This window comes from Thioalkalivibrio sp. ALJ1, from assembly GCF_000745395.1.
Classification (GTDB): Bacteria; Pseudomonadota; Gammaproteobacteria; order Ectothiorhodospirales; family Ectothiorhodospiraceae; genus Thioalkalivibrio.
Genome location: NZ_KN050684.1, coordinates 102,212 through 127,199 on the forward strand (window position 1 = coordinate 102,212; position 24,988 = coordinate 127,199).

Genomic DNA, 24,988 nt, shown 5'->3' on the forward strand with positions numbered 1-24,988 from the left:
GAAATCCCGGGTGCGTCAGCGCGCGATGGTGTTCGTGCGCCGGATCTTGTTCTGCAGCTGGATAATGCCGTAGAGCAGCGCCTCCGCCGTCGGCGGGCAGCCCGGCACGTAGACATCGACCGGCACGATGCGGTCACAGCCTCGTACAACGGCGTAGGAGTAGTGGTAGTAGCCCCCGCCATTGGCGCAGGAGCCCATGGAGATCACCCAGCGCGGCTCGGGCATCTGGTCGTAGACCTTGCGCAGGGCCGGCGCCATCTTGTTGACCAGCGTACCGGCCACAATCATCACGTCGGACTGGCGCGGGCTGGGTCGGAAGATGATCCCGAAACGGTCCAGGTCATAGCGGGCCGCGCCCGCGTGCATCATCTCGACCGCGCAGCAGGCGAGACCAAAGGTCATCGGCCACAGGGAGCCGGTGCGGGCCCAGTTGATGAGCTTGTCCGCCGAGGTGGTGACGAAGCCCTTCTCAAGAACGCCTTCTATTCCCATTCCAGCGCCCCCTTCTTCCACTCGTAAATGAATCCGACGACCAGAATGACAAGAAACAGGGCCATCGCAAGAAGCCCGAACAGGCCAATGGTGTCTAGCGACACCGCCCACGGGAAGAGAAATGCAATCTCGAGATCGAAGATGATGAACAGGATCGCGACCAGGTAGAAGCGCACGTCGAACTTCAGGCGCGAATCCTCGAAGGCCTCGAAGCCGCACTCGTACGGGGAATTCTTCGCGGCATCCGGCTTGCGCGGCCCCACCGCCATACCGACGACCAACGGCACGATGCCGATCACGATGCCCACTGCAATGAACAGCAGGATGGGTAGATAACCTTCCAGCATTTCTCTCTCCCGTACGCCGCCTCGGGCGGGCAGGTTCGCGAGGCGTCGCGTGGATCGAGCGCGCCGGCGAGCCGTTCAGCGTTGCTGGTTGAAAGCGCGGGTACAGGTCGATCTCGCCGAGGCGAGGCAGGACCGTACACCGGGCACGGAGTCTAGGTGATGCCCAAAAACGGTGTCAAGTATTGGTTATTTCGTAACTTAATGATTTTATTATTATTTGGCCCGATGGGAGAGGAATACCTAACACCGGTGCCTACGGAAATTTGGTGCAGATGGTGGGACTCGAACCCACACGGCTTTCGCCACTACCCCCTCAAGATAGCGTGTCTACCAATTCCACCACATCTGCCGATTCGTACGGATGTCGGTACTCAGTCAGGCACATCGTCCGGGCGACCTGACGGCGCACCCTGGTCCGCCGGTTCCTGCCCCGGGACCACCTCGGCCGGGAGATCCGGCGGGCCATCGCCTTCTTCCTCCATCGCCTCTTCCATCTGATCCATCAGGCTTTCGGCCTCCGGGCTGGAGGCGGCCAGATAGGCCAGGGTCAGGCTGTTGAGGAAGAACACCACGGCCAGGAACGCCGTCGAACGGCTCAGGAAGTTGGCCGAACCGGCGGCCCCGAAGACCGTGGCCGAGGCACCGCTACCAAAGGCTGCACCGGCATCGGCACCCTTGCCGTGCTGCATCAGGATCAGTGCAATCAAGCCGATCGACACCGCCACCTGGACGACCAATAGCAGGCCGTAAATCATGCCCCGACCCGCTCGCCCGCGGCGCGGACGATTGCGGTAAAGGCCTCGGCGTCCAGCGAGGCTCCACCGATCAGGCCGCCGTCGATATCGTCCAGTGCCAGCAACCCGGCCGCGTTATCAGCCTTCATGCTGCCGCCGTACAGAATTCGGAGCTCGGCCGCCACCCGCGGATCACGCCCGGCGACCCGATTACGGATAAAGGCGTGCACTTCCTGGGCTTGCTCCGGTGTGGCGGTCAAACCGGTACCAATCGCCCAGACCGGTTCGTAGGCGATCACGGCGCGGTCAAATGCCTCGACACCCGCCGCATCGAGCACCGCGTCCAGCTGCTCGGACACCACCAACTCGGTGCGCCCGGACTCGCGGTCGGCCTTTTGTTCACCCACACAGAGGATCGGGGTCAGGCCGGCGGCCTGGGCGGCGACAAACTTCGAGGCCACCCAAGCGCTGGATTCGTTCTGGCGCTCGCGGCGCTCGGAATGGCCGACAATCACGTAGCGGCAGCCGACCTCGGCCAGCATGCTGCCCGCAAGCTCACCGGTGAAGGCACCGGAGGCCTCATCGGAGCAGTCCTGCGCGCCCACGGCAATCGCCGAACCCGAAAGCGACTCGGCAATCTCGGGCAGATAGACCGCAGGCGGGCATACCGCCACGTCCACGCCCTGGATCGCACCCAGACGGTCCTTCAGGGAGGACAGGAGCGCGCGGTTCGCGTCTCGCGAACCGTTCATCTTCCAGTTACCGGCGACCAGCGGCGTGCGCATGCGGATCTTCCTCCTGCGAGCGGTCGGACCCGACGCAGATACACGGGGTCCGATCATGATGGTTAGAGCGGCGGGATGTTACCGGCGCACCGAGAGCAAATCAACCAAGCCGACCCGCGGCGGACGGCTGAGCGCGACACGGTAGGTCAGATAGCGGCGCGGATACTGTCCGCAATGCGCTCGGCGGCCGTACGGGTCTCGTCAGCATCCTCGCCCTCGACCATCACCCGCACCAGCGGCTCGGTGCCGGAGGGCCGCAGCAGGACACGCCCCCGCCGGCCGAGCTGACGTTCGATCGCGGCGACCTCGGCGCGCACCGGATCGGCTTCCAGACAACCGGCGGCGCCCCCTGTGACGGGGACGTTGATGAGGCATTGCGGTAGTTTGGGTATGGCCGCGGCGAGCGCCGACAGGGGTTGCCCGGTGCGATGCATCAGATGGGCCACCTGCAGTGCGGCCACGGTGCCGTCCCCAGTCGTGGTGTGCTCCAGGCAGACGATATGGCCCGAACCTTCCCCCCCCAGCGTCCACTCGCGGCGGCGGAGCTCTTCCAGCACATAGCGATCCCCCACCCTGGCGCGGACAAACGGGATGCCGACACCCGCCAGCGCCTGCTCGAGCCCGAGGTTGGTCATCAGGGTTCCGACCACGCCACCGTCAAAGCCCCCATTCGCCTGGTGCGCCAGCGCAAGGATGCCCAGAATCTGGTCGCCGTCGACAACGTTTCCGTCGGCATCGGCCAGAATGACGCGATCACCATCGCCGTCGAGGGCAATCCCCAGATCCGCGCCCGTGGCGCGCACCTGCTCGGCAACATTCTCCGGGTGCAACGCCCCCACACCAGCATTGATGTTATAGCCATCCGGACGCGCCCCAAGGATCTCGACGCGCGCCCCCAGCTCCTCAAACACATGCGGCGAGACGTTATAGGTCGCGCCGTGGGCGCAATCAATCACAATCTTCATGCCCCGCAGCTCGGAGCGGGACGGGATCGCGCTCTTGCAGAACTCGATGTAGCGCCCGGCGGCATCGGCGATACGCACGGCCTTGCCAAGACGGGCGCCATCGATTGCCTGTGCCGGCTGGTCCAAGCGGGCCTCGATGGCGGCCTCGGCGGCATCCGGGAGCTTGTCGCCTTCGGGCGTGAAAAACTTGAACCCGTTGTCGTGAAACGGGTTATGCGAGGCACTGATCACCACACCCGCAGTCGCGCGGAAGGTATGCGTGAGGTAGGCAATGGCCGGGGTCGGCATCGGCCCCAGCAGGGCGACATCCAGACCGGCGGCGGACAGGCCGGCCTCTAGCGCCGACTCGAACATATAACCTGACACGCGCGTGTCCTTGCCCACCAGGACCGGCCCCTGACGCTGGCCGTTTTCACCCAATACCTCGCCCACGGCATAGCCCAGGCGCAATGCAAACTCGGGGGTCATCGGCCACTCGCCGGTACGCCCGCGAATCCCGTCGGTTCCGAAATATTTGCCCATCAGCTCCCTCGTGCTCCCTGGCGATCGTCTACGGCGGCTCCAAGCTCCGAGTATAGCGTCAGGGCATCGCGCGTCGCCGCGACGTCGTGCACACGCAGGACACGCGCCCCAGCCTGCGTCGCCAAAAGGGCGGCGATGGCGCTTCCGGGTCCCCTTTCAGCGACCGGACGATCGCCCAACAACTGACCGATCATCGACTTGCGCGACACCCCCACCAGCAGCGGCAAGCCGGCCGTCGTCAGCTGTGGCAGACCCCGGAACAGCGTGATGTTGTGTTCCAGCGTCTTGCCAAAACCAAACCCGGGGTCCAGCAGGATCTGCCCGCGGGGCACGCCGGCCTGCGTCAGTTCGGCGACACGCCGGTCGAGGAAGTCACGGACCTCGGCGATCACATCGGCATACCGGGGTGCGTGCTGCATGGACTGCGGCTCACCCTGCATATGCATCGCGCACAGCGCGACTCCATGCTCACACGCCGCCTCCGTTGCCACCGCCAGCGCCCCGTCCGCGCGGAAACCATTCACATCATTGAGCAAACCGGCACCCGCCGCGACCGCCTCGCGCATCAACTCCGGCTTCATCGTATCCACCGAGATCGGTACGTCGAGCTCCGCGCGCAGGGCCTCAATCACCGGGAGAACCCGCCGGCGTTCCTCCCCCAGCGGGACCGCCTCGGCGCCTGGGCGGGTGGATTCGCCTCCGATATCAAGGATCTCCGCACCCTCCGCCACCATGGTGCGGGCACGCACCAGGGCGGCCTCGACACGGTCGTACTGACCGCCATCGGAGAACGAGTCGGGGGTCACATTGAGGATCCCCATGATCCGGACACGACCTAGATCAAGGGTATGTCGTCCACATTGGAGCGCTAGCGAATCGACGGGCACGGCGGGATCCCCCAGATGAAAACAAAAAAGCCGCCAGGAACCGGGCCTGGCGGCCTTTGGCCAAGACCGGGGCCGGAGCCCCGGTCAATCCGGTCAGCAAACGATCAGGACTGCGGCGCAGGGCCGCCAACAACGCCCTTGTCGTCGTCATCCTGGCCCTTATGGCTGTCGTCGGCCCCTTCGCCGTCCACAGCATCATCCGACGCCTGAGCCGACCCACCGGAACCGCTATTGCTATCCCAGTCGGCCGGTTCGCGGGGTTCGCGCCCGGCCATGATGTCCTCGATCTGCTTGTCGTCGATAGTCTCGTACTTCATCAACGCCCGCGCCATCGCGTGCAGCTTGTCGATGTTATCGACAAGAATCTGCTTCGCGTTCTGGTAGTTCACGTCAATGACCTGCCGCACCTCGGCGTCGATCTGACGCGCGGTGTCGTCGGACATCGGCTTGGACTTGCCCATCTGCCCGCCGAGGAACGGATGGCCCTCTTCCTCACCATAATCCAGCGGACCCAACTTCTCCGACAGGCCCCATTTGGTGACCATGTTGCGAGCGATCTGGGTCGCGCGCTCGATGTCATTGGAGGCGCCGGTGGTCACCTTCTCGCTACCGAAGATAATCTCCTCGGCCAGGCGCCCACCGAACAGGCTCGCCAACTGGCTTTCCAGACGGGTCCTGGAGTGGCTGTACCGGTCTTCCTCGGGCAGGAACATGGTCACACCCAAGGCACGACCACGCGGGATGATGCTGACCTTGTAGACCGGGTCATGCTCGGGCACGGTCAGGCCGACGATCGCGTGCCCAGCCTCGTGATAGGCGGTCAGCTTCTTCTCGTCCTCGGACATCACCATGGACTTGCGCTCGGCGCCCATCATGATCTTGTCCTTGGCGCGCTCGAAGTCGGACATGTCCACCAGGCGCTTGTTGGAGCGCGCCGCGAACAACGCCGCTTCGTTGACCAAGTTTGCCAAATCCGCACCGGAAAAACCGGGCGTGCCACGCGCAATCAAGTCCGGGCGCACGTCGTCGGCGATCGGCGTCTTCTTCATATGGACCTTGAGGATCTGCTCGCGGCCACGTACATCCGGCGGCGGCACCACGACCTGGCGGTCGAAGCGGCCTGGACGCAACAACGCCGGGTCGAGCACGTCGGGACGGTTGGTCGCGGCAATCACGATGATCCCTTCGGTGCCCTCGAAGCCGTCCATCTCGACCAGCAGCTGGTTAAGGGTCTGCTCTCGTTCATCGTGACCACCGCCCATACCGGCGCCGCGCTGACGACCGACCGCATCGATCTCGTCAATGAAGATAATGCAGGGGGCATGCTTCTTGGCCTCGGAGAACATGTCGCGGACGCGCGAGGCGCCCACACCGACGAACATCTCGACGAAGTCGGAACCCGAAATACTGAAGAACGGCACCTTGGCCTCGCCGGCGATCGCCTTGGCCAGCAGCGTCTTACCAGTACCTGGAGACCCCACCATCAGCACCCCGCGAGGGATCTGACCACCGAGTTTCTGGAACTTTGAGGGGTCGCGCAGGAAGTCCACCAGTTCGGTGACCTCCTCCTTGGCCTCGTCACAGCCGGCCACGTCGCCAAAGCCGACCTTGACCTGGTCCTCGGACATCAGCTTGGCCTTGGACTTGCCGAAAGACATTGCGCCCTTGCCACCGGCGCCGCCACCTTGCATCTGACGCATGAAGTAAATCCACACGGCAATCAGCAGCAGGATCGGGAACCAGCTGATGAGGATGCTCATGAGCAGAGAACGCTCGGCCTCCTCGTGGGCATTGACCTCTACATTGTTCTGCAACAGGTCACCGATCAGGCCCGGATCATTGGGGTTCACCGTAGTGAACTTCTGCCCCTCCAGAGAGGTACCCTCGATCTTGTCGCCCTTGATGGTCACGTTGTCGACACGACCGCCCTGCACGTCGCGGATGAATTCGGAGTAGGTAATACTCCGCACATCCTGCGTCTGCTGCTGCGGGCCGAAGTTGTTGAAAACCGACATCAGGACGACGGCAATCACCGCCCAGATGATCAAATTCTTGGCCAGACCGTTCAAAACGACACCTCGAAAAACATCAATCGTCAATTACAGGGAGCTTTACACATCCCTGGGCTCGCGCGCCAATACATACACTTCACGTGACCGTGGGCGCGAAGCCTTCGGCTTGCGCACCTTGACCGATCCGAACCTTGCCCGGACCGCGGCCAGGTAGGCATCGGATCCTTCACCCTGAAACAGCTTGACCAGAAACGCCCCCCGGGGGTTCAGAATCTCGGTCGCCAACTCCAGCGCCAGTTCACAAAGATGGATGGACCGCGGCTGGTCCACGGCATCCGTACCTGTAAGGTTGGGGGCCATGTCGGAAAGCACAAGATCGGCCGGCTCATCACCCAGCCGGGCCAGGATCTCCTGCAGCACCGCATCCTCACGAAAGTCGCCGATCACAAGCTCGGCACCGGGGATCAGATCCATCGGCAGGATGTCAGTGGCCACCAACACGCCCTTGCGCCCGATCTTCTGGGCGGCGTACTGGCTCCACCCCCCAGGGGCAGCACCGAGATCGACCACCCGCATCCTGGGCTTCAACAGCCGATCGCGTTCGTCAATCTCCTGCAACTTGTAAACCGCACGCCCACGGTACCCCTCTTGCTGCGCGCGCTGCACATAGGGGTCGTCGAAATGCTCCTTCAACCAGCGTTGGCTGGAGCGGCTACGCTTGGACATGCCCGCTCCTTTCACTGGTTAGCGGCGTGCTATCATTCCGTCGTTTCAACACCGAAAAACGGCCTCCTGTGAATCTGACCGACGCGCAACGCCGCCATCTGCGCAGCCTCGCCCATCCGCGCAAGCCCATCGTGACCATCGGCCGCAATGGGCTGACCGATGCCGTGCTCGCGGAGCTGGATCAGGCGCTGACCCACCACGAACTGGTAAAGATCAAGGTGAACATCGGCGACCGCGATGCCCGCAACGGGGCCGTGCACGAACTGTGCGAACGCACCGGCGCCGAGCGGGTGCAACGCATTGGGTACATCGCCACCTTGTTCCGTCGCAACCCGGACGACCCGAAGGTCGCCCTGGCCCCGGCCTGACGCGAGCCCAGGCTGCGTCAGTTGACGTAACGAACCTCCAGGATCTCGTATTCCGTCTCCCCGCCCGGGGCCTGGACGGTCACGACATCACCCTCTTCCTTCCCGATCAGCGCCCTTGCGATGGGCGAAGACACCGAGATCATGTTGTTCTTGATGTCGGCTTCGTCCTCGCCCACGATCTTGTAGGTCACCTGACGCCCGTCCTCGGTCGCCTCTAACACTACGGTCGTGCCGAACACGACCTTGCCGGTCTGCGGCAGGGTCGTCACGTCGATGATCTGGGCGTTGGAAAGCTTGGACTCCAGCTCGCGGATACGGCCTTCAATAAAGCTCTGCTGCTCGCGCGCAGCGTGATACTCCGCATTCTCCTTAAGGTCACCATGCTCGCGCGCCTCGGAGATCGCGTTTACAACGCGCGGGCGATCCTCACCCTTTAGCTTTTTCAGCTCTTCCTTCATCTTTTCCGCGCCGGTCACGGTCAAGGGCGTCTTGTTCATGCGCTTTTCCCCCCGAGATTTTCCTGGTGGAGGTCCTGCAGCCGGAAGACGTCATTCGACCCCAGATGATCCAGGGCCTGCACGGTGGCCTTGGCCCCGGCGATGGTGGTCGTATAACCCACCTTGTGCATCAACGCCTCGCGGCGAATGGTGTAGGAGTCGGAGGTCGACTGCTTGCCCTCCACGGTGTTGATGATGAAGCTGATCTCGTCGTTCTTGATCATGTCGACAATATGCGGGCGGCCTTCGGTCACCTTGTTCACGCGCGTCACCGCGATGTCGGCCTCCTCCAGAATCTTCGCCGTACCGCGGGTCGCGAGGACCTCGAAGCCCAGCTCGACCAGACGCCGGGCGACCTCGGCCACATGCGGCTTGTCGATCTCGCGCACCGACACGAAGGCCTTGCCGGTGGACGGCAACAGTACGCCCGCCCCCAGCTGGCTCTTGGCGAAGGCCTCGGCGAAACTGCGGCCGACCCCCATCACCTCGCCGGTGGACTTCATCTCCGGCCCCAAGATCGGGTCCACGCCCTGGAATTTGGCGAACGGGAAGACCGACTCCTTCACCGAATAGTAGTCCGGATACACCGCGTCACCCACGCCCTGTTCCGGCAGGGTCTGACCGGCCATGCAACGCGCCGCGATCTTCGCCAGCGGCCGCCCGACGCTCTTGGAGACATACGGAACGGTGCGCGAAGCGCGCGGGTTCACCTCCAGCACGTAGATATCGTCGCCCTTGATCGCGAATTGGGTGTTCATCAGGCCCACGACCTTCAGCCCCAGCGCCATCTTGCGCACCTGCTCGACCATCTCGTCCTGTAGCTCCATCGACAGCGAGAACGGCGGCATCGAGCAGGCGGAGTCGCCCGAGTGCACGCCGGCCTGCTCGATGTGCTCCATGATCCCGCCGATGATCACGTTCTCGCCATCCGAGATCGCGTCGACGTCGACCTCGATGGCGTCGTCCAGGAAACGGTCCAGCAACACCGGTGCGTCATTGGAGACGGACACCGCATTTTTCATGTAACTGCGCAGATCCTCACGGTCACGCACGATCTCCATCGCCCGGCCACCGAGCACGTAGGACGGGCGCACCACCAGCGGGTAGCCGATCTCGTCGGCCAGCTTCTCGGCCTCTTCCTCGCTGCGCGCGGTGCGGTTCGGCGGCTGTTTGAGCCCCAGCTTGTTCAGCAGGGCCTGGAAGCGTTCGCGGTCCTCGGCCAGGTCGATGGAGTCCGGGCTGGTGCCGATGATCGGCACGCCGGCCGCCTCGAGATCCCGCGCGAGCTTCAGCGGGGTCTGCCCGCCGTACTGTACGATCACGCCGGCCGGCTGTTCGGTCTCGACGACTTCAAGCACGTCCTCCAGGGTCAGCGGCTCGAAGTACAGCCGATCCGAGGTGTCGTAGTCGGTGGAGACGGTCTCCGGGTTGCAGTTGACCATGATGGTCTCGTACCCGTCCTCGCGCATCGCGAGGGCGGCATGCACGCAGCAGTAGTCGAACTCGATCCCCTGGCCAATGCGGTTGGGCCCGCCCCCCAGGACCATAATCTTCTGCTTGTCGGTTGGCTCCGCCTCGTTCTCCTCTTCGTACGAGGAGTACATGTAGGCAGTGGTCGTCGCAAACTCGGCCGCACAGGTATCCACCCGCTTGTAGACCGGGCGTACGCCCAAGCCGTGGCGGTGCTTGCGCACGGCCTTCTCAGTCTCGTTCAGCAACTTCGCCAAACGAAGGTCGGAGAAGCCGCGCTGCTTCAGGCGGAACATCTCCTCGGCACCAATCTCGCCCAGGATGCGATCGCGCAGGCCCTTTTCGATATCCACCAATTCCTGGATCTGCGCCAAGAACCAGGGGTCGATGGCCGTCAGATCAAAGACGTCCTTGATCGAGAACCCAGCACGGAAGGCATCGGCCACATACAGGACCTGCTCGGGCGTCGGGTTCGCGAGCTTCGTACGCAACTGGTCGGTGACGTCGTCAGCGGTCAGGTCGATCCGCTCGTCGAGCCCGTCCATGCCGGTCTCCATGCTGCGCAGTGCCTTCTGGAACGACTCCTGGAAGGTGCGGCCAATGGCCATCGCCTCACCCACCGCCTTCATCTGTGTGGTCAGACGCGCGTCTGCCTGCGGAAATTTCTCGAAGGTAAAGCGCGGGATCTTGGTGACCACGTAGTCGATGGACGGCTCGAACGAGGCCGGGGTTAGTCCGCCGGTAATGTCGTTCTTCAGCTCATCGAGGGTATATCCGACCGCCAGTTTGGCTGCGACCTTGGCGATCGGGAAACCGGTTGCCTTGGAGGCCAGCGCGGAGGAGCGCGACACCCGCGGGTTCATCTCGATCACGATCATGCGCCCGTTCTCCGGGTTGATCGCGAACTGCACGTTGGAGCCACCGGTCTCCACGCCGATCTTGCGCAGCACCGCCAGCGAGGCGTCACGCATGATCTGGTATTCCTTGTCGGTCAGCGTCTGCGCCGGGGCCACGGTGATCGAGTCCCCGGTGTGGATGCCCATCGGGTCCAGGTTCTCGATGGAGCAGATGATGATGCAGTTGTCCGCCTTGTCGCGGACCACCTCCATCTCGAACTCCTTCCAGCCAAGCGCCGACTCTTCCAGCAGCACCTGGTTGACCGGCGAGAGGTCGATCCCGTTCTTGACGATGTACTCGAACTCTTCGCGGTTGTACGCGATCCCGCCACCCGAACCGCCGAGGGTGAACGACGGCCGGATAATCACCGGGAAGCCGATCTTCGGCTGGATCTCCTGCGCCTCCTCCCAGGAGTGCGCGAGCATCGCGGTCGGTGTATCCAGGCCGATGTCGGCCATCGCGGCCTTGAAGTGATCGCGGTCCTCGGCCATATCGATCGCCGCCTCATTGGCGCCGATCATCTCCACCCCGTGCTTCTCGAGCACGCCTTCCCGGGACAGGTCCAACGCGCAATTCAGTGCGGTCTGGCCACCCATGGTCGGCAGGATCGCGTCCGGCTTCTCCTTCTCGATGATCTTGGCGACCGTCTGCCAGTCGACCGGCTCGATATAGGTGGCATCCGCCATCTCCGGGTCCGTCATGATGGTCGCCGGATTGGAGTTCACCAGGATCACCCGGTAACCCTCCTCGCGCAGGGCCTTGCAGGCCTGGGCGCCGGAGTAGTCGAACTCGCAGGCCTGACCAATCACGATCGGGCCGGCCCCGAGGATCAGGATGCTCTGGATATCGTTACGCTTGGGCATGGAGCAGCTCTCGCAGGCTGTCAAAATCGGAAAATCGGGGAACGGCCTAGCCGCGCGCGGTGCGCATCATCTCGACGAAGTCGTCGAATGCCGGAGACACGTCATGTGGCCCCGGGCTGGCCTCGGGGTGACCCTGCAGGCTGAACGCCGGGCAGTCGGTACGGGCGATGCCCTGCAGCGTGCCGTCGAACAGCGATCGGTAAGTCGGTGTCAGCGTCTCGGGCAGGCTGTCCTCGTCAACCGCAAAGCCGTGGTTCTGCGACGAGATCATGACCCGCTTGCTGGCCTCGTGGCGGATCGGATGGTTCGCCCCGTGGTGGCCGAACTTCATCTTCACGCTCTTGCCGCCACTGGCGATCCCCAGCAACTGGTGCCCCAGGCAAATCCCGAACAACGGGACCTTGCGTTCGCAGAAATCGCGAATCGTCTCGATCGCGTAGGTGCAAGGTTCGGGATCGCCCGGTCCATTGGACAGGAAGATGCCGTCTGGCTTGAGCTCCATCACCTCGTCGACTGTCGTCTCGGCCGGGACCACGGTCACGCGACAGCCACGATCCGCTAGCATCCGCAGGATGTTCTGTTTCATGCCGAAGTCGTAGGCCACCACATGGTAGTCGGCAGTATCCGGGTCTACTTGCTTCGGCTCCTCGCCGAGCTGCCAGGTCCCTTCCAGCCACTCGTAGCGGTTCCGCGTGGTCACCTCGCGCGCCAGGTCCATCCCCTTGATCCCGGGGAACTCGCGTGCAGCCGCGAGCGCCGATGCCTCGTCGACATCGCCGGCCTGGATGCAACCGTTCAGCGCGCCCTTCTCGCGCAAAATCCGGGTCAGCTTGCGGGTATCGATCGCGGAGATCGCCACGATGCCGTGGCGCAGGAGGTAGTCTGGCAAGGACTCGCGCGAGCGCCAGTTCGACACCAATGGCGGGAGATCGCGGATGATCAGCCCCGCGGCGTAGGCTCGCGCGGACTCGTCATCTTCCGGTGTGGTCCCGGTGTTGCCGATATGGGGATAGGTCAGCGTGACCATCTGCCGATGATAGGACGGATCCGTCAGGATCTCCTGGTAGCCGGTCATCGCAGTGTTGAAGACCACCTCGCCAACCGTCTGGCCCAGGGCGCCAATCGCCTGACCATGAAACACAGTGCCATCTTCCAGGACGAGCAGAGCAGGCGCGGACACGGGGGACCTCCGGATGGTCTAGAGCCATGCCACCGGACCCTTGGGGCCGGCAGCTATATGATTGCGATCGGGAACCTTCGACCCGCCCTCGACAGGGCCGCTCCGTCAGGGATCGGACCCCGCGGACAGCAGCGGCACGCCGGCCGGGTGACGGGTGCATATTCGGTTTCAAGTGTACGCGAGCGCCGCGCGCGGCGTCCAACGAGATCCCCACTTCCGGCGTCTCCGCCCTCCACTCGTCGCCCGCTTTTCGAATCCGAATGTTCCCTACCTGGCCCAGGGTATGGAGCCGAAACTCCGTGGCGACGCCTGGCCTTTGAGGCTGGCCCTGGTTCATCGCTCGATGTTTACGGTGGCTTCGGCCGGCCGCCTGCCACGCGCTCTCTCGCGAGCGCACCGCGAGGTACTTCTTTGCTCGTGCAAAGAAGTACCCAAGAAACACGCCCGACTGCCGCGACCCCGGCCCGCGGAGCGGGCCGGGGTTTCCCTCGCTCCGAGGCTTTTCGCGGGCGGCGCTGAACTCGCTGCGCCTTCGGCTCCGCTCAGACATCCAGCGCCTTGTCTCCCGCGAAAACCCTCTCCACTCGGCACGACGACAACGGGGGGCTCAAGGTCAAGACAACGGCCGTCCCGACGGTCTTGCCAGTGGAAGATAGCTAGGTCTTCGAACATCTTGGGCACGCTCGGCCTGCGGCCATAGCGTGCCGCGCCCGCAACGCGGGCGCCGGGGGGCTTTCGAACAGCGATGAGCGAGGTTAGGCAGGAAGGTTGGGATACCTCCTGTTTTGACCTTCCTCCCCCCGTATGGAGCCCCTCGTGGAGGGCGTGATGGGCCGGGAGAAGGCGCTGGATGTCTGAGCGAAGCGCAGCGTAGCGAGTTCAGCGCCGCCGGCCCGGGAGCCCTGGAGCAAGGTTCCCGGGCGAAATCCGGGTGCCCTTCTTTGGGTCCTTTCTTGGGCAAGCAAGAAAGGACCTCGCGGCGCGCTGGCGAGTCAGCGCTCGGCAGGTTGTGGACCGGAGGCACCGTAAACACCGGAGGACGAACCAGGCCTAGCCTTCGCCAAACGGAGCCCCAACCGACTAGAGGTCGCGCAGGCCCAGCACATCCTGCATATCGAACAGCCCGTTGCCGGCGCCGGCCAGCCAGACGGCAGCGCGCACCGCACCGGACGCAAACACCGTTCGGCTGGAGGCCTTGTGGGTGATCTCCACACGCTCGCCGTCACCGGCGAACAGCGTCGTGTGCTCGCCCACAATGTCACCACCTCGGACCGTGGCAAAGCCAATGGTGCGCCGGTCACGGGCACCGGTCTGGCCCTCTCGGCCGTAGACCGCATCGTGTTCCAGATCACGCCCCAGGGTCTCGGCCACCACACGGCCAAGCTTCAGCGCCGTCCCGGACGGGGCATCCACCTTGTGCCGGTGATGCGCCTCCAGGATCTCCACATCCACGCTGTCACCCAACGCCCGCGCGGCCAGCTCCACCAGCTTGAAGGTCAGATTGACCCCGACACTCATGTTCGGGGCATAGACGACCGGCAGATCGCGACCGGCATCGCGCAGCCGTTGCTCCTGCTCCGCGTCCAGCCCCGTGGTCCCGACCACCAGGGCCTTGCCGGCGCGGGCACACAGATCGAGATGCTGCATCGTCGCCTGAGGGCTGGTGAAATCGATCAGCACGTCGAAGTCGTCCGCCACACGCGCTAGATCATCGACCACGCGCACCTGACCCTCCTGCCCCACACCCTGGTCAATAGAATCGCTGCCCGGGCGCTCACTGGCCGCCCCCAACCGGGCTTCGGGGTGTTCGTCCACCGCCTGCACCAGGTTCTGGCCCATGCGCCCGCTCGCGCCTGCAATCGCAATTCGAATCATCGTTGCTCCATCGAGTTCTGTCGTTCCATCGGGTTACGCGCACCCTACGAAGCTTTATCGCAATGCGCCAGTCACAACGTCCGCACCGGCGTACGGAAGCGCCACTCCCCGTACACCGAGGCGATGACGCCCGCGGCGGCCAGGAAGGCCGCGAACACATAGACCGAGGCCGGACTGATGCCATCCCACATGTAACCGGCGACCAGCGACCCCATCGCGCCGCCCAGCCCGAAGGCCAGCGAGGAATAGAGGGCCTGCCCGCGCCCCTGCAACCGCCCAGGGAAGAAGTAGTGAATCAGCGAGATCGCCGCCGCATGATAGACCCCGTAGCTAGCCGCATGCAGGACCTGAATGAACAGCAACATCGGCAGGGATTCCGGTACCGCCGCCAGCAACCCCCACCGCATTGTGGTCAGCACCAGTGCCGCGGAGACCAACAGCCAAGCACCAAAGCGCAGGATCAACCGCGGCATCAGCAGGAACAGCACCACCTCGGCCGCGACCCCCAGCGCCCACAACTGTCCGGCCACCGAGCGCGAATACCCGGCCTCCTCCAGATACAGGGTAAAGAAGGCGTAATACGGGCCGTGGCTGGCCTGCATGAAGAAGCAGGCCACGAATAGCGCGATCACCTCGGGGCGGCGCAACACCGACATCAGCGGTGGGGCGTTATTGTCCGCGTGGTGATCGCGCTCGGGTTCGCGGACAAACTGGGACGCCACCACCACCGCAATCAGCACCGCCAGCACGATCCACGGCAGCCAGGCCACGGCGATGTGATCGAACGCCCAGCCGAGCAACGCGACGGCGACGATAAAGCCCACCGACCCCCACAGCCGGACCAGTGCATAGCGGTGGGCATCCTGCCCCAACGAGCGCATGGTGGTCGCCTCGAACTGCGGCAGGATCGCGTTCCAGAAGAAGCTGTAGGCGGCCATCACCACCGCCAACCACCAGTACCCGGTGTAGAGCAACACCCCGGAAAAGGCTACGGCCCCGCCCAGCGCACCCCAGCGCGCGACTGGCATGTGCGCGCCCGCGCGATCGGCCAGCCAGCCCCAGACGTTGGGGGCAATGATCTTGGTCGCCAGTACGATCGCCATCAGCTCGCCGATCTGGGCGCCGCTGAACCCCTCCTCGGAGAGATACGGCCCCCAGAACGGCATGAAGGCACCGAGACTGGCGAAGTAGAAGAAGTAGACGCCGGACAGGCGCACGTTCTGCGTCACCCTCATGGGGCCGTCACCGGGTCATGGGGCGACGCGGGATCCGCGTCATACGTCCGGGTGGTCGCGCAGCTCCAGGCCGGTGTCGGGCACATCGGCGTTTTGTGCGCGATGGCGCAGGGCATGGTCCATCAGCACCAGGGCCATCATCGCCTCGGCGATCGGGGTCGCGCGGATGCCGACACAAGGGTCATGGCGACCCTTGGTAACCACCTCCACCGGCTCGCCGGCGGTATTGATGCTGCGCCCGGGCAAACGGATGCTGGAGGTCGGCTTCATGGCGATGCTGGCCCGCACCGCCTGCCCCGTACTGATCCCGCCCAGCACCCCGCCGGCATGATTGGACAGGAAGCCCTCGGGGGTGATCTCGTCGCGGTGCTCGGTGCCGCGCTGGGTCACCGATTCGAAGCCCGCGCCGATCTCCACGCCCTTCACCGCGTTGATGCTCATCAGGGCGTGCGCCAGCTCAGCATCCAGACGGTCGAACACCGGCTCGCCCCAACCGGCCGGGACCCCGGTCGCCTCGACCGTCACCCGCGCGCCGATGGAATCGCCCGACTTGCGCAGGGCGTCCATGTAGTCCTCGAGCTCCGGCACCTTGTCCGGGTCCGGGGAGAAAAACGGGTTGTCGTTGGCGGTCTCCGGCTGCTTTGCCTCAAGAGGGATCGGACCCAACTGCGACAACCAGCCGCGGATGGTGATGCCGTAGCGCTGCTCCAGATAACGCCGGGCGATACCACCTGCCGCCACCCGCAGCGCGGTCTCGCGCGCCGAGCTGCGCCCGCCGCCACGATAGTCGCGCTGGCCGTATTTCTGGTGATAGGTGTAATCGGCATGCCCGGGACGGAAGCGATCCTTGATCTCGCTGTAGTCCTTGGAGCGCTGATCGACGTTCTCGATCAGCAGGCCGATCGGCGTGCCGGTCGTGCGTCCCTCGAACACCCCGGACAGGATGCGCACCTGATCCGGCTCGCGCCGCTGGGTAGTGTGGCGCGACTGCCCCGGACGGCGCCGGTCCAGGTCGAACTGCAGGTCCGCCTCGCACAGCTCCAGACCGGGCGGACAGCCGTCCACCACCGCGCCCAGGGCTGGCCCGTGACTCTCACCAAAGGTACTGACGACGAAGAGTCGCCCATAGCTGTTTCCCGACATGCGCGTAGTGTAGCCGCGGGTGGCGCGGCTGTCGCCTGTTCCCCCACCGCGAAGCCGGTCAGTCGCAGGCGGAATGGCGAACTCGGCACGCACGTCCCCTATCTGCCATGATCGACTGGCACCACCTAACAAGACGAGGAGGATCATCATGCCGAAACCCCTGTCACGCCTGGCCACGGGCGCCATTGCTGCGGTCTGCCTTGGCCTGGCCAGCACGGCTCAGGCCGACGACATCTACACCCAACGCTTCATGACCCTGGAACTGGCCAACGACATCGCCATGGGTGCAGTCGAAGCCTGCCGCGAGATGGGCCATCGAGCCACGGCCGTCGTGGTCGATCGCAGTGGTAACGACCAGGTCGTGATGCGCGACCGCATGGCCGGTGTGCAGACCATCCAGATCGCCGGCGACAAGGCGCGTGCGGTGACGATGTCCGGCACCAGTTCGGGCAACTTCCGCGATAACCGTGAAGACATTCGCATGGAGATGAACCACGTCGACGGCATCATCATGCTGGCCGGCGGCCTGCCGATCGAAGCCGCGGGCAGCATGGTCGGTGCCGTTGGGGTCTCCGGTGCGCCAGGCGGCGACCTCGACGAGGAATGCGCCCAGGCGGGGATCGACCGGGTGCAGGAGCGCCTCGACTTCGCCATGTAGGCAACGCGAGCGCCACGGATGGCGCCCACCTCAAGTCCCGGATTCAAACCATGACCTCAGATCATCCATCCCGAGCCCCCGAAAGGATTTCTCCGATCGAAGCTTACGAGCGTCTGCAGAACCGCCCGCGCGACTTGCTGATCGACGTCCGCTCGACCATGGAGCATTTATTCGTCGGCCACCCCACCGGATCGATTCACATCCCATGGATCGATGAGCCCGACTGGACCGTGAACCCTCACTTCGTGCCCCAGGTGCGCAAGCTCCTCCTGGGCGGGGTCAGTGACCACACCGACGAGGCGCCGGCCCTGTATCTGATCTGCCGCAGTGGCAAGCGCACACTGGACGCCGGTCAAGCCCTTGTGGACGCTGGCATCGAACATGTCTACTCGGTTGAAGAGGGCTTCGAAGGCCCGCTGGACGAACACCATCGCCGCTCGACACGCGGTGGCTGGCGTTACCACGGCCTCCCCTGGGAACAGTGCTAGGGAAACACTGATGAATGTACGCGCTCGCGTTGGTACCCCAGGTTTTCCGAGACAAGGCGCGTCGCGTAGCGGGTAGTGGTTCTACCCGTAAGCGGCGCAACGCAGGATCGGGGAACCTGGGGTGCCAACCCCACAAACCATTGAAAGCAGGGGCTCGGCCGCCCGTTGTTAATCGAAAACGGGCGCGCGCGCAGCGTTGCGGCTCCCTTGTGCAGAATGACTGCACGGCAGTCACCGCGCCTTGTTCGCACGCAAAAGCGACTCGAGCGCGAGCGTGTACATTCATCAGTGTTTCCCTAGAGCCGCAGTTTCCCCTACTGTAACGGGGGTTGCACGCAGCCTGGGGGGATTGGTCCATAATGGAACCGGACGCGTTACTGCGGCGTTCGAAAGTGGCCTGGTGGTACCCTTGAGCCTTAATTCTTCACCACGGGACCGAGTACTTCCGTTTCGCTGTGCAGGTCCGTCTTCGAGCGGAAAGCCTAAAGATTCGGAGACTTCTCCCACCTGAACCTCAGGTTCAAGGTCGAAGGTCACACCGGCGCCCGCGGGGCGCGTCCACTTCTTTTCAAGCTCGCTTCCTATGTCTTCGGAAATCGCCTCCGTCCACGACTCGCTATCGCCCGACGATCTGCGCGCCCTGCGCCTGCGTCTGCGCCGTGAACGCGCTGCATTGTCCGATCACCAACTCGACGGCCATTCCGCCGCGATCTGCGCCCACCTGCTGCGCTGGTTCGAGCGCTGGCAGCCGCGCTGCGTCGGCGCCTACCGCGGGCTGCGCGGCGAGGTCGACCTGACCCCGTTAACGGTCGCCCTCGCCCAACGCGGCACTCGCGTTGCACTACCGGTGATGGATGACAAACGCCCTGGGCGCATGCATTTCCACGCCTGGGCCCCGGGCGACGCGCTGTGCCACAACGGCTTCGGCATCGCCGAGCCCTGCGCGGATGCCGCGCGCATCTGGCGCCGCGAGATGCAGGTGGTACTGATGCCGCTGGTCGCCTTCGACAGTGCCGGCAATCGCATGGGCATGGGCGCGGGCTACTACGACCGCTACTTCGCCCGGCGCCGCTTCGGCATCCGGCGACCGAAACTGATCGGCGTGGCCCATTCGCTGCAGGGTGTGCCCGTCCTCCCGACGCAGCCCTGGGATGTACCCCTGGATGGTGTCGTCACGGAGCAAGGCTGGCATGCGCTGCCCGATCGCCCGCGGCACAATACGCTCAACCCCTGATACCGCACGAGGAAGACGCATGGCCTACTGGCTGATGAAGTCCGAGCCCGACGAGTTCAGCATCGACGACCTGGAACGCGTGGGCGTGGAGCCCTGGGACGGCATCCGCAACTACCAGGTGCGCAACATGATGCGCGACGAGATGAAGAAGGGCGATCTGGCCTTCTTCTACCACTCCAACGCCAAGCCCCCGGGCATCGTCGGCATCCTGCGCATCGAGAAAGAGGCCTACCCGGACTCCTGCGCCTTCGACCCCGAAGACCCGCACTACGACCCGAAGAGCGACCCGGACAACCCGCGCTGGCTGCGGGTCGACGTCGCCTTCGAGGAAAAATTCGGCGACATCATCACCCTCGACTGGCTGAAGCAGCAGCCGCAGCTCGAGGACTGCCCGCTGGTGCGCCGCGGCAACCGCCTGTCGGTCATGCCCATCACCCAGGACCAGTGGGACTTCATCCTGAGCCACGCCCAGCGCGGCCAGTAAGCGCGTGGCCACGGTCTACCACTTCCCGCACGACGCGAAGGCCGACCGCCTGCGCCTGGCCTTCGGCTACAAAGGGGTGCGACTTCAGACCCGCCCGCTAGACTGGTTCGACGACGAGACCTTCTTCGAACTGGGCGTGGCGCGCCAGTCGCCGATCCTGCAAACCGACGACGGCGTCGTGCACACCAATACGCTCACGGTGCTGCGCGACATCGACCGCCTGTTCCCAACCGGCGAGCCGTTATCTGAAGGCGTGATTGCCGAGGATGCCTGGCAGGCACTCGTCGACTGGCGCGCCAAGGTGGAGATCGTGCTGGATCGACTCTACGCCCCGCTGGCGCCGGGCTTTCACGGCATCGGCGAGAGCGCCGAGGCCCTGGCCGACTTCAAGGCCCACGTGCAGCACCGCTTCGGCATGGCGCTGGAAGAACTCGCCAACGACCGCTATGACGGCTACAACCAGCTCGCCAAGCTCAGCCACCTGCCGGAGCTGGCCAAGCACCTGGCCGCCAACCGCTTCTACCTTGGCCAGCCGTCGATCGCCGACTGCGTGATCGCCGCCGACCTCTATCCCCTGCAGATGCACGACGGCATCAACCTGCCCGTCGACATGCTCTACTACCTGCGCCGCGTCGAGGAGACCTTCAACACCCCCCTCGACACCCACTGGCTCGCCCGGTAAGGAAACTCAGCCGAAGCGGTAGTGCTTGCGGATATCGCGGTGGATTTCCCAGGTGCAGGCCATGCCGGCCGGGAAGGTAACCAGATCACCCTCGCCGACCGTCACCGGATCGCCCATCTCTGGCGTCACCGTCACCTGACCTTCCAGGATGTAGCAGACCTCGCGCTCGTCGTAGTGCCAGGGAAAGCTCGAGACCTCCTTCTCCCAGACGGGCCAGTCGAACACCCCCAGGCGTTCCAGGTGATCGTGCTCGGGGCGATGGATGACTTCAATGGACATGGCGCCTCCTGCGTTGCGCTGCGTCGTATTGGGAATCGCGCAAGACCCTACCGTCTCGCTGCGTCACCGGCCAGCCCGGGCAATCCGGGCTATCGAAACAGCCGCCTCTCCTCGCGCCGGAAACGGCGCACAACCAGCAGCACGAAAGCCACAATGCCGAGTCCGGCCGATATGTAATCGAGGGGCATTCCCAGTTCCCAGGCCATATAGGCGGTGACCAGCGCCCAGAGACACGGGATGATCGCCAGGATCAGCGGCGGTCGCGGGTACCCGAGCAGCAACAACCCCAGGGTCAGCAACATGGTCGGGCCCGGCGCCACCCCCACATACGACAGTTGCGACCAGGACGTATCCCCTAGCGCAAGTCCAACCAGGGGATAGGCGACGACTGCGTAAAACATCAGTACAACGGCCAACAAACCCGCCCATCCGCCGGGCCAGGCGAAGGCACCGCGCCCCATCACCGTCAGGGCGAACACCATCATCAACCCCTGCGCCACGAACACCCCAGCCAGCCAATGGGCGGCGAAGTGATACGGCGCCAGCGAACCACCAAAGAACGTCAGTCCGATCCAGGCCCACAGCACGCCCATCAACAGTCCGATCGCGCGACCCGCGAAATGCCCACTGAAAAGCGCCATCGCGATCGATACCAGCACGAACAAGGCCGCCACCCCATGCAGCGGCCAGATCGCCTGGTTGTACTGGTCGAGAATCGCCAGCCAGGTGGGTCCGTCAAACGGCAGCATTTATCTACCCCGTATCCGTGGGTTGAAGATCATTACTGTGGGAGGCCAGCCCTCTGGCCGATAAGTCTTGTCGCACGCCGAATCGGCCAGAGGGCTGGCCTCCTACAGGTCGCCGACGTAGGCGACCATGCGTTCGCGCATGTCGGCATCCGGCAGGGGCCCGTACAGGGCACCCATATTCTCCTCCATGTGCGCGACCACCGAAGTCGCCGGTATCGCGCAGGTGACATGCGGATGGGACACGATGAACTTGAGCAGAAACTGTGGCCAGTTCTCGCACTCGATCTCGTCCGCCCAATCCGGCAGCGGGTGCCCTTCAAAACGCTCGATCAACGCCTTGCGCCGAAACGGGCGGTTGGCGATGACCGCAATGTCGCGCTCGGCCGCCAACGGCAGCAGGCGCTGCTCCGCCTGGCGATCCAGGATGTTGTAGGTCAGCTGCACGAAATCGAGGTCCTCCGAGTGCATGATCCGTTCCATCTCGTCATGCCGCCGCCCATGCGACGTGGTGATACCGATGTAGCGAATCTCCCCGGCCTCGCGCCGTTCGCGCAGCGTCTCAAGGTGCGCCTCCCAGTTCTGCAGGTTGTGCACCTGCTGCAGGTCCAGGCGACTCACACCCCACAGGTCCAGGGAATCCGCTTGCTGCTCGCGCCCCGTGGAGGTACTTCGGGTCCAGACCTTGGTCGCCGCAAACAGGCCCTCGGGGTAGTCCAGCTCGCGCAGGCCATGGCCTACCACCGCTTCGGCGCGTCCGTACATCGGAGAGGAGTCGATCATGCCGCCGCCACGCCGAAAGAACGTGTCCAGAATTTCCGTACGCACCGCCAGCGGATCCGGGCTCTCCGGCACGTTGAAGGTAATCCACGTCCCCATCCCGATCACCGGGATCTCCTCACCCGACGACGGAATCGGCTTCAGGTTCGGCACCCGCCCCTCGTTGGCATTTGTCAGCAGAGGGATGCCGGCCCATGCACCCGCTAGCGAACCAGCCACCCATCGTAAAAAGGAGCGCCGGGACTGCCCGTGGTCGACCATAGACATGCCTCACCCATTACGAGGAACTTGTTTACGTGGTCTCCAGCCACGGGCCTCAAGTTCCCGACCAATGCTTCGACAGCGCCGTGACCAGGGGCTTCATGAAGTACTGGGCGTCCGGGATTACACCGGGCACGATACCCGCCGAGCGCAGCTCGTTTGCAACCACCGGGCCAATAGCAGCCACCACGGTTCGATGCAGAGCGGCAATGAGCGCTTCTTCGCACCTCAGATCTCTTGCAACGCGCAACAACCGCCGGACCTGGGCCTGGCTGGTGAAGGCGATGGCATCCAGTCTCCCATCGGCCAGGGCCACGACCAATTCCGCCACACGATCGGTTTCTGCACCATCCGCGTAGCGATAAGGCGCCACGCAGCGCACCTCGGCCCCACGGTTCTCGAGGAAGTCGACCAATCTCCAGTTGGGTTCCTCCCCATAGAGCTGAACGCCGATGCGTGGCGCCATGTCCTTGCCGGTAGCCAGACCCACCTCGGCCAGGGTGTGGATGATGCCCTCCGTGGTCGGCACTGCGGCCACCGTATCCGGCACCACGCCGAACGGCTTCATCGCCCTTCCGGGTTTCGGCCCGCGCACCAAGGTCGGGGTCGCGCCCACGGCCGCCAGCCACGGGCCTTCCAGGCCGGAGCGCTGGGCAAAACCGGTCAGGCGGGTAAAGCCCTCGCCGGTCAGGAAGATCATCCGGTCGAATGGCCGTTCAATCGCCTCGCGCAGCCAGGCCTCGACCGCCGTGCGATCCGGACTATCGTGGATTGCCACCAGCGGACAGCGCCACACCTTGGCCCCACGCCGCTCCAGCAGACCAGCCAGCACCTCCAGGGCGCGACTTTCCGGGATGGCAATCCGACGTCCGGCCAGTTCGCCCGTCACTGCCTGCCCCACCTCCTGAGCGACGGCCGTCACGCGGCGCTCGCGGCCGGCGTCTGCGGCTCTGGCATCGGCTGCGGGAAGGCGGCATCGGCACCGACATCCGGTTTAAACCAGGCCAGGCGCTGGTGGCAGGCCGCCACATCGCCCACCACGATCAGACTCGGCGAACCGACCCCAGCGCGCTCCGCCTGGGCGGCCAGCGTATCCAATGTGCCCGACACCACCCGTTGCTGGTTAGTGGTGCCATTCTCGATGATCGCGGCCGGGGTGGACCCGGCGCGCTGCGCCACCCCCTTCAGGCCCTGGCAGATTGCCGGCAGGGCGCGCCGTCCCATGTAGAACACCAGCGTCTCATGTGGATTGTTTAGCTGGTCCCAGTCCACATCCAGGCGGCCCTCGCGCGTATGCCCGGTAATGAACCGCACGGATTGGGCATGATCACGATGGGTCAGCGGGATCCCCGAATAGGCGGCGCAGCCACTGGCCGCGGTAATGCCGGGCACGACCTGGTAGGCCACGCCGTCGCGCGCCAGCACGTCCAGCTCCTCGCCACCACGGCCGAACACGAACGGGTCGCCGCCCTTCAGCCGCGCCACCCGCTTGCCCTCGCGCGCCAGCCGGGAGAGCAGCGCGCTGATCTCCTCCTGCGGCACGCAGTGGTGGTCGCGCTCCTTGCCGACATAGAAGCGCTCGGCCTCGCGCCGGGCCAGGTTCACCACCTCGGAGGACACCAGCCGGTCGTAGACGACCACATCCGCCTGCTGCAGCAGGCGCAGCGCGCGAAAGGTCAGCAGGTCGGGATCGCCCGGCCCGGCGCCGATCAGGTAGACCTCGCCCGGCGTGCTAGCCGCGCCGTCCGCCAGTTCCTGCTCCAGGCGCGCCTCGGCCGCGTCCATGCGACCGGCCAGGGCCAGCTCGGTGGCGGGCCCGGCAAAGGCCCGCTCCCAGAAGGCGCGGCGGGCGTTTACATGATCGAAACGGGCGCGCACCCGGTCGCGCAGCCGCCCGGCGAGATCGGCCAGCCGGCCATAGCCGGCCGGGATCAGGCTCTCGATCTTCGCGCGCAGCAGGCGCACCAGCACCGGGGCGCGGCCACCCGAGCCAACCGCGATGGTCAGCGGCCCGCGCTCGACGATCGCCGGCAGGATGAAGCTGCACAGCTCGGGCTGGTCGGCGACGTTCACCGGGATCGAGCGCGCAACGCAATCCTCCGAGACCTGGCGGTTCACCGCCGCATCGTCGGTGGAAGCGATCACGATCGCCACACGATCCAGGCATTCGGTGTGATAGACCCCCGGATCGCGGCTGATCGACTCCGGTTGCTCGCGCAGCAGGCGCTCGGCGGCGTCGCTGTACTCGGGGGCCCGCAGGCGCACCCGCGCCCCGGCCTCCAGCAGCAGCGCCGCCTTGCGCGTGGCGACCGGTCCAGCCCCGACCACCAGGGCCTCGCGGCCGTGCAACTGCATATAGATCGGCAGGTGTTCCATGC

Annotated in this window: 25 protein-coding genes, 1 tRNA gene, 1 other RNA gene and 1 pseudogene; 8 read left to right on the forward strand and 20 right to left on the reverse strand. The window is 64.9% G+C overall.

From position 1 onward, the window contains the following. Positions 1-15 precede the first annotated feature (15 nt). The 9 genes from F462_RS02845 to rlmE all read right to left on the reverse strand — a co-directional run bounded on the left by F462_RS02845 (position 16) and on the right by rlmE (position 7,470). On the reverse strand, positions 16-492 hold the full coding sequence (locus tag F462_RS02845) for a NuoB/complex I 20 kDa subunit family protein (RefSeq protein ID WP_012982122.1): 477 nt from the start codon (positions 490-492) through the stop codon (positions 16-18). Next, positions 483-839: an NADH-quinone oxidoreductase subunit A gene (locus F462_RS02850; protein WP_018141822.1), complete on the reverse strand. Its 357-nt coding sequence runs from the start codon at positions 837-839 to the stop codon at positions 483-485. Before F462_RS02850 ends, F462_RS02845 begins: the two co-directional genes overlap by 10 nt. 264 nt (positions 840-1,103) lie before the next feature. Then, positions 1,104-1,188 (reverse strand) — tRNA-Leu (locus F462_RS02855). Between the two features lie 22 nt (positions 1,189-1,210). Next, positions 1,211-1,594: a preprotein translocase subunit SecG gene (secG, locus tag F462_RS02860; RefSeq protein WP_038051410.1), complete on the reverse strand. Its 384-nt coding sequence runs from the start codon at positions 1,592-1,594 to the stop codon at positions 1,211-1,213. Next, positions 1,591-2,358 (reverse strand): triose-phosphate isomerase, encoded by a 768-nt coding sequence (tpiA, locus tag F462_RS02865; RefSeq protein WP_038051412.1) that lies wholly within the window; start codon positions 2,356-2,358, stop codon positions 1,591-1,593. The genes secG and tpiA overlap by 4 nt, the downstream gene beginning before the upstream one ends. 146 nt (positions 2,359-2,504) lie before the next feature. Next, the gene (gene glmM / locus F462_RS02870) at positions 2,505-3,845 is read right to left on the reverse strand and encodes a phosphoglucosamine mutase (protein WP_038051413.1); all 1,341 of its coding nucleotides are present in this window, start codon (positions 3,843-3,845) and stop codon (positions 2,505-2,507) included. Continuing rightward, positions 3,845-4,666, reverse strand: a complete 822-nt coding sequence (gene folP, locus F462_RS02875) for a dihydropteroate synthase (protein WP_371180487.1) — start codon at positions 4,664-4,666, stop codon at positions 3,845-3,847. Before folP ends, glmM begins: the two co-directional genes overlap by 1 nt. A 170-nt stretch (positions 4,667-4,836) precedes the next feature. Continuing rightward, a complete protein-coding gene (gene ftsH / locus F462_RS02880) occupies positions 4,837-6,801 on the reverse strand; it encodes an ATP-dependent zinc metalloprotease FtsH (RefSeq protein WP_038051416.1) in 1,965 nt (654 codons plus the stop codon). Between the two features lie 42 nt (positions 6,802-6,843). Next, positions 6,844-7,470, reverse strand: a complete 627-nt coding sequence (gene rlmE / locus F462_RS02885) for a 23S rRNA (uridine(2552)-2'-O)-methyltransferase RlmE (protein WP_038051418.1) — start codon at positions 7,468-7,470, stop codon at positions 6,844-6,846. A gap of 68 nt (positions 7,471-7,538) precedes the next feature. On the opposite strand from rlmE, the gene yhbY reads away from it, so the two are divergent. After that, the gene (gene yhbY / locus F462_RS02890) at positions 7,539-7,838 is read left to right on the forward strand and encodes a ribosome assembly RNA-binding protein YhbY (RefSeq protein ID WP_038051419.1); all 300 of its coding nucleotides are present in this window, start codon (positions 7,539-7,541) and stop codon (positions 7,836-7,838) included. Between the two features lie 17 nt (positions 7,839-7,855). Here the strand turns inward: yhbY and greA are convergent, their stop codons facing one another. Genes greA through carA form a run of 3 tightly spaced genes read right to left on the reverse strand, consistent with a single transcriptional unit; the run spans position 7,856 to position 12,745 of the window. Further along, positions 7,856-8,335: a transcription elongation factor GreA gene (gene greA / locus F462_RS02895; protein WP_018141830.1), complete on the reverse strand. Its 480-nt coding sequence runs from the start codon at positions 8,333-8,335 to the stop codon at positions 7,856-7,858. Next, the gene (gene carB / locus F462_RS02900) at positions 8,332-11,565 is read right to left on the reverse strand and encodes a carbamoyl-phosphate synthase large subunit (RefSeq protein WP_038051420.1); all 3,234 of its coding nucleotides are present in this window, start codon (positions 11,563-11,565) and stop codon (positions 8,332-8,334) included. Before carB ends, greA begins: the two co-directional genes overlap by 4 nt. A gap of 46 nt (positions 11,566-11,611) precedes the next feature. After that, on the reverse strand, positions 11,612-12,745 hold the full coding sequence (carA, locus tag F462_RS02905; protein ID WP_038051421.1) for a glutamine-hydrolyzing carbamoyl-phosphate synthase small subunit: 1,134 nt from the start codon (positions 12,743-12,745) through the stop codon (positions 11,612-11,614). A gap of 652 nt (positions 12,746-13,397) precedes the next feature. Here carA and F462_RS13935 point away from each other — a divergent pair. Beyond that, a pseudogene (locus F462_RS13935) lies at positions 13,398-13,603 on the forward strand (hypothetical protein). A gap of 222 nt (positions 13,604-13,825) precedes the next feature. On the opposite strand, the gene dapB reads toward F462_RS13935, so the two are convergent. The 3 genes from dapB to aroC form a co-directional block, all read right to left on the reverse strand. Continuing rightward, on the reverse strand, positions 13,826-14,620 hold the full coding sequence (dapB, locus tag F462_RS02910) for a 4-hydroxy-tetrahydrodipicolinate reductase (RefSeq protein WP_038051423.1): 795 nt from the start codon (positions 14,618-14,620) through the stop codon (positions 13,826-13,828). A gap of 71 nt (positions 14,621-14,691) precedes the next feature. Continuing rightward, a complete protein-coding gene (locus F462_RS02915; protein WP_038051425.1) occupies positions 14,692-15,855 on the reverse strand; it encodes an MFS transporter in 1,164 nt (387 codons plus the stop codon). Positions 15,856-15,894: 39 nt separating this feature from the next. Next, positions 15,895-16,998: a chorismate synthase gene (gene aroC, locus F462_RS02920; RefSeq protein ID WP_018875170.1), complete on the reverse strand. Its 1,104-nt coding sequence runs from the start codon at positions 16,996-16,998 to the stop codon at positions 15,895-15,897. A 148-nt stretch (positions 16,999-17,146) separates the two neighbouring features. Between aroC and F462_RS02925 the strand changes: the two genes are divergently transcribed. From F462_RS02925 to F462_RS02945, 6 genes are all read left to right on the forward strand, one after another. Beyond that, positions 17,147-17,656, forward strand: coding sequence for a GlcG/HbpS family heme-binding protein (locus F462_RS02925; protein ID WP_018875169.1), 510 nt, complete (start codon positions 17,147-17,149; stop codon positions 17,654-17,656). A 50-nt stretch (positions 17,657-17,706) separates the two neighbouring features. Then, positions 17,707-18,144, forward strand: a complete 438-nt coding sequence (locus F462_RS02930; RefSeq protein WP_018875168.1) for a rhodanese-like domain-containing protein — start codon at positions 17,707-17,709, stop codon at positions 18,142-18,144. A 371-nt stretch (positions 18,145-18,515) separates the two neighbouring features. Further along, positions 18,516-18,701: non-coding RNA, 6S RNA (gene ssrS, locus F462_RS13160), on the forward strand. A gap of 26 nt (positions 18,702-18,727) precedes the next feature. Continuing rightward, complete coding sequence (locus F462_RS02935) at positions 18,728-19,378, forward strand: 5-formyltetrahydrofolate cyclo-ligase (RefSeq protein WP_038051427.1); 651 nt, start codon at positions 18,728-18,730, stop codon at positions 19,376-19,378. 19 nt (positions 19,379-19,397) lie between these two features. Beyond that, positions 19,398-19,862 carry an EVE domain-containing protein gene (locus F462_RS02940; RefSeq protein ID WP_038051429.1) on the forward strand — a complete coding sequence of 155 codons (465 nt, stop codon included), beginning with the start codon at positions 19,398-19,400 and terminating at the stop codon, positions 19,860-19,862. A gap of 4 nt (positions 19,863-19,866) precedes the next feature. Next, positions 19,867-20,544: a glutathione S-transferase family protein gene (locus tag F462_RS02945; protein WP_038051431.1), complete on the forward strand. Its 678-nt coding sequence runs from the start codon at positions 19,867-19,869 to the stop codon at positions 20,542-20,544. 6 nt (positions 20,545-20,550) lie between these two features. Here F462_RS02945 and F462_RS02950 read toward each other — a convergent pair whose 3' ends face one another. The 5 genes from F462_RS02950 to cysG all read right to left on the reverse strand — a co-directional run bounded on the left by F462_RS02950 (position 20,551) and on the right by cysG (position 24,986). Beyond that, on the reverse strand, positions 20,551-20,823 hold the full coding sequence (locus tag F462_RS02950; RefSeq protein ID WP_038051433.1) for a cupin domain-containing protein: 273 nt from the start codon (positions 20,821-20,823) through the stop codon (positions 20,551-20,553). An 89-nt stretch (positions 20,824-20,912) separates the two neighbouring features. Beyond that, a complete protein-coding gene (locus tag F462_RS02955; protein ID WP_038051435.1) occupies positions 20,913-21,572 on the reverse strand; it encodes a DUF6064 family protein in 660 nt (219 codons plus the stop codon). A gap of 102 nt (positions 21,573-21,674) precedes the next feature. Beyond that, a complete protein-coding gene (locus tag F462_RS02960) occupies positions 21,675-22,616 on the reverse strand; it encodes an aldo/keto reductase (RefSeq protein WP_051918105.1) in 942 nt (313 codons plus the stop codon). Positions 22,617-22,665: 49 nt separating this feature from the next. Then, positions 22,666-23,532: a uroporphyrinogen-III synthase gene (locus F462_RS02965; RefSeq protein ID WP_038051437.1), complete on the reverse strand. Its 867-nt coding sequence runs from the start codon at positions 23,530-23,532 to the stop codon at positions 22,666-22,668. Further along, positions 23,529-24,986, reverse strand: coding sequence for a siroheme synthase CysG (gene cysG, locus F462_RS02970; protein WP_038051438.1), 1,458 nt, complete (start codon positions 24,984-24,986; stop codon positions 23,529-23,531). The genes F462_RS02965 and cysG overlap by 4 nt, the downstream gene beginning before the upstream one ends. Positions 24,987-24,988: the final 2 nt, after the last annotated feature.